We start from the raw sequence: 4243 nt of genomic DNA, 5'->3' as shown, positions 1-4243 counted from the left end.
TATAACACAAAATAAGGTTTAATTAACTTTCTTGATTTATATACCTATATTTAGAATGGGATTATCGAACAATAATAAAGCGATTTTTAGAATGCTCTCATCGATGATTGTGTTTAATAGAAAGAAATCGTGCATTTGTTCAATAATACAATGAGTTAGCTATGAACGACTAACATAACTGATATATGATGCACCGCTTCAGTATGTCACATCATTTTGGCACCAGTTCGATAACAGGATCCTCATGAGCTTTATTATATTATTACTTCTTCTGCTATTCGTAGGCTTTACACGTTTACTTCAGTGGCGAAAAACCTCTCTGTTTTTATCTCTTGTTCTTATATCGTCATTTGTGTTGATTGGTTCAGGCTTAATTCCTCGTTACTTACTGAACGACCTACAAACTGATTACGAAAGTAAGCCTGATATCCAATGGTCTGGCAATAACGCTATTGTTCTTCTGGGCGCGGGAACGCAGTTAATTAAAAGCACGCAAGAGTTCGAGCCAGCCTTTTTCTCTTTCGGCAGAATCAGCGAAGCGGCAAGCCAATATAAAGATTGCGCCAAAACCCAAACCACATGCGCAGTTATCATCAGTGGTGGCGATGCACAAAATAATGGTGTAATTGAAGCAGAAGTTTATCAACAACAATTGCTGAGACTTGGCGTTCCAATACGTGACATCATTCAAGAGCCAAATAGCGTAAACACTTGGAAGAATGCACAGCTCACTAGTGACCTAATGAAGCATCATAAATTCGATAACATTGTGTTAGTTTCGTCTGGCCTGCATATTCGTCGCAGCGAGCTCTACTTCAACCACTTCGGCTTAAATGTTATTCCAGTAAGAGCCGATTATATGGCAGCTCAAGTTTCGTGGTTGCCACTATGGTACAACTTTGCGGTCACAGATTTTGCTTTGCATGAACAGATAGGCTTTGCTCGTTACAACATCTACAACTTTATGGGTTGGAACAGTAAACGCGAACAGCCAGGTGATGCTTAAACACGTTCAATTGAGTTAACTAGAGCCATATAAAACAAAGATGCAGCAACAACCGAAAGGTTATTGGCTGCATTTTTTGATCCTGCCTATCACAACACCATTTCTCATTCTCATTTACGTCTGTTCTTGCCGTTCGGCAACCATTCCTACTAGCTAATCACTCAGCCAATTTTCCAAATAGCAGGCTACGAAAATGTAAACGTTCAACAATCAACCATCTTATATTTTGATAGTTGAAACTAATTGAAAACAATCGCAATAATCCTTTATAAAAAAACAATCCAATCAACATAACCAATTGATAATTATAAGTATTTATTTTCAATTCATTTCAGTATTTTTGGCATTGTTTTATATGACAGAGTACACCCCGCTAGTAACCCTCGGCTTTAAATAATATCAATAAAATCTAATAACTCGATTCTAATAAAAATAGCCAAATAATGGCATTTAGGAACTTATTAATGATTAACGTCAGTAGAACCATTCTATTTAGCACTGCCCTATCGGTAATCTCTTTTACTGCTCATGCGAAGATATACTCAGACCAAATCGTCTTAGATAAACTTGGAGAAGATATCTGTCGTTTTGACTATCGCGCTCTCAACAATACAGAAGCTCAAGAACATAAAACAGCACTGATATCCCGCATGAATGTTTGGGACATTGTTGGCCTTCAGCATGATTGGGTGATCATGGGCTCCGGCTATCATGGCCTCATTAAACCAGGTCAACCAAGCGACAAAACCTGGTGCTACCCCAATACACCAGAAGCTGGCTTGCCATACTACGAAGCACAAGCTATTCAAGAGAACAGTAACCTTGAAGTTCAACGAGCTTTAGTCAATGACGACACGAACTTTATCAGGCCGCTAAGTTACTTGGCTCATAGTCTTGGGTACGCTTGGGTTAGCGGCAATAACGGGCGTTACGTCGGTCAAGATATGGCAATAGAGCAACTTAACCATGGTTGGGAGATCAAAGGGAATAACAATGGAAGCTGTACCGGTGAGCGTTGTAATGAGAAGACAACCATCAATATCGATAACTTCTCTTACGAGCTCGATAACACTGCGTTTTGGCACGGCTCGGTAGAAGAAACTAACCAAGAGCTGGTCAACACCCTTACAGCTTATGCTATTAACAAGACTGATCAGCCGAAACAAATCGTCGTTGACCTTCATTTTAAGCAATCAACACAATGGAGTAAAACACAGCGCTTCGACCTTGCTGATTCAGTCGTCATTGATGAAACCTTTCATTGGCCGCAAGTTCGAAAAACAGAGGTAAGAGTCGTGCTAGAAGAAGGCCAGCGCTTCTCTGATACCAACAGTGGCTCTCGCTTTGAGCCGACTGACCGACAAGCCATCATCACTGTACCAGCGAACTCAGTACTTCCCTTTCAGGTTGAGTTCTTGCGCTCTACCATTTCATACCCGTACCGTATCAAAACGAGCATGAGTTACGACGTGAACTTCACAGGTTTCCTCCGTTATAGCGGCAATGCGCTAAGCTCCCACCCAACAAACCGCCCTACTGTCTCGCACACCTTTACGATGGGCACCAACAGCGAAAAGCAAGCCAATATTCGCTACCAATGGGACCATCGCTATATTCCTGGAGAGATGAAATGGTGGGATTGGAGCTGGGCAATCAACACCAATGGCTTAAGTAGCATGCAGTACGCCGCAGGTGCCAGTGTCCGTCCTTTCTACACCTATGTTTCAGGCCAGTTTAGTGCTGAGTCACAATATTCTGGAATGATCAATATCGGTACCGAGCACTCTATTGATTCATTTAATGCCATGACACCTCCTGCCGCTTACACAACTTACTACGCAGGTGACATCGAAGTTCTGACTGACTTCGACCCTGCGGCTCTAGCGCAACTGGGTTATAACAGCGCTCAGCTAACGCTTACCCCAATGCAGCAATAAGCCCATAGAAAGTTTCAGCTGTTATTCCAAGCCCTTTGCGTCTGCTCTGGGCTTGATTCGTCTTACATTCTCTCAGTCGTACATCTGCATTAGCCGCTAAGTATTCACTTTCTGAATCGTTTTACATTGACTTAAAAATGAAATCATAACGACACACTAATTTGCGTAACTTAGGGTGCAAATAGGCAATCAGATTACAGTGCCTATCAGGAGGATGTATGAAACCAAATCGATCTACGGTACTCACTGGACATGTAAAACACTGCCCATGTTGTTCTACCGAACTGGTCATCAAAGACCACATTCACGTTTGCCCGCGCAATGAAATTGGCGACTGTTACTTCGATGGCTACGACCAACACGAACAGCGCGCGAATACCGATTTTATCGATCATGCAAGTGCCAATGATAGCCTTGTTTACGGCATGTCAGAACACTGAACGTTAGATAAGATTTGCAGAAGTCATTTCGCGCCAAAAAAAATGCAGCGCCAATCGAGTGATTGTTCGCTGCATTCTTAGATCCTGTAAACTTAGCTAGCCATTAAAATGGAGCTAAGTAAAACGGACTACCACATTAGATCATCTGGGATCACGAAGTCTTTGTACGGGTCATCTTCGTCTACTTCGTCTGTGGTACCTGCCTGCGTATCAACGATAGATTCTTCGTCGCGCATAGCAATCTTGTTCGCTACTGCTGTTGGAATAACAACATAGCTCTCGCCTTGACGAGCAATACTTAGAATGCCTTTACTTAGTTGCTTTTGAGTCAGCTCTTCTACGTAAAGGTATTTAACTAGCGTACCATCGGTGAAGTTGTATTTGATCTCACCGTTCTTCTGTTCGATCTTGTTCATCTCAATCAGTTGCTTCACTTGAGCTTTAATTTCTTTGCTCAACTGCTGTTCTTTCAACTGTTGGTTTAACTCTTTGTCTTTCGCTTGCTGCGCCAGTTTAGTTTCTTCTGCTGCCGCTTTTGCTTCACGAGACTGAACGCGAGACTTTTTAGAGCCTTTCTTCGCCTTCTTCAATTTTTTCTCATTTACCAAGCCAGCTTTAAGCATCTGCTCTTGGAGTGTTAACTTTGCCATGACTTTCCCAGTTCAGGATTAAAAACGGCACTATCATACCTGTTTTTAAGGTTTCTGTTTACTGAACAAGAGTAAATTACAGAACAATCGCAAAATTTGTGCTGATAGCTCTAAGCTGTATCCATATTCCCTTCTAGTTGCTCACAATCTCTACCCTCCCCGAACAAACAGTTGTCACTTAAGCACGCCAACATTGGCTGTTCTACCGAC

4 protein-coding genes are annotated in these 4243 nt (G+C 42.0%); 3 read left to right on the top strand and 1 reads right to left on the bottom strand.

Annotation, left to right across the window (positions count from 1 at the left end):
- The first annotated feature begins 244 nt into the window (after positions 1 to 244).
- The 3 genes from A142_RS16265 to A142_RS16255 all read left to right on the top strand — a co-directional run bounded on the left by A142_RS16265 (position 245) and on the right by A142_RS16255 (position 3383).
- Positions 245 to 1006: a YdcF family protein gene (locus A142_RS16265; protein ID WP_019820466.1), complete on the top strand. Its 762-nt coding sequence runs from the start codon at positions 245 to 247 to the stop codon at positions 1004 to 1006.
- 464 nt (positions 1007 to 1470) lie between these two features.
- Complete coding sequence (locus A142_RS16260; RefSeq protein ID WP_019820464.1) at positions 1471 to 2943, top strand: aerolysin family beta-barrel pore-forming toxin; 1473 nt, start codon at positions 1471 to 1473, stop codon at positions 2941 to 2943.
- Positions 2944 to 3161: 218 nt separating this feature from the next.
- Positions 3162 to 3383, top strand: coding sequence for a hypothetical protein (locus tag A142_RS16255; protein ID WP_017059142.1), 222 nt, complete (start codon positions 3162 to 3164; stop codon positions 3381 to 3383).
- Positions 3384 to 3511: 128 nt separating this feature from the next.
- Here the strand turns inward: A142_RS16255 and A142_RS16250 are convergent, their stop codons facing one another.
- Entirely contained in the window at positions 3512 to 4033 is a 522-nt protein-coding gene (locus A142_RS16250; protein WP_019820462.1) for a DUF2058 domain-containing protein, read from the bottom strand.
- Positions 4034 to 4243 lie beyond the last annotated feature (210 nt).

The sequence above is a fragment of the Vibrio splendidus 12E03 genome, assembly GCF_000272105.2.
Classification (GTDB): Bacteria; Pseudomonadota; Gammaproteobacteria; order Enterobacterales; family Vibrionaceae; genus Vibrio; species Vibrio splendidus_I.
The sequence above is the reverse complement of the archived record's forward strand: the minus strand, read 5'-3'. Positions and strand labels throughout refer to the sequence as shown.

Excerpts from the sequence above, each read along its gene's own strand:
- A142_RS16265 (WP_019820466.1), top strand. The coding sequence starts at position 245 with ATGAGCTTTATTATATTATTACTTCTTCTGCTATTCGTAGGCTTTACA.
- A142_RS16260 (WP_019820464.1), top strand. The coding sequence starts at position 1,471 with ATGATTAACGTCAGTAGAACCATTCTATTTAGCACTGCCCTATCGGTA.
- A142_RS16255 (WP_017059142.1), top strand. The coding sequence starts at position 3,162 with ATGAAACCAAATCGATCTACGGTACTCACTGGACATGTAAAACACTGC.
- A142_RS16250 (WP_019820462.1), bottom strand. The coding sequence starts at position 4,033 with ATGGCAAAGTTAACACTCCAAGAGCAGATGCTTAAAGCTGGCTTGGTA.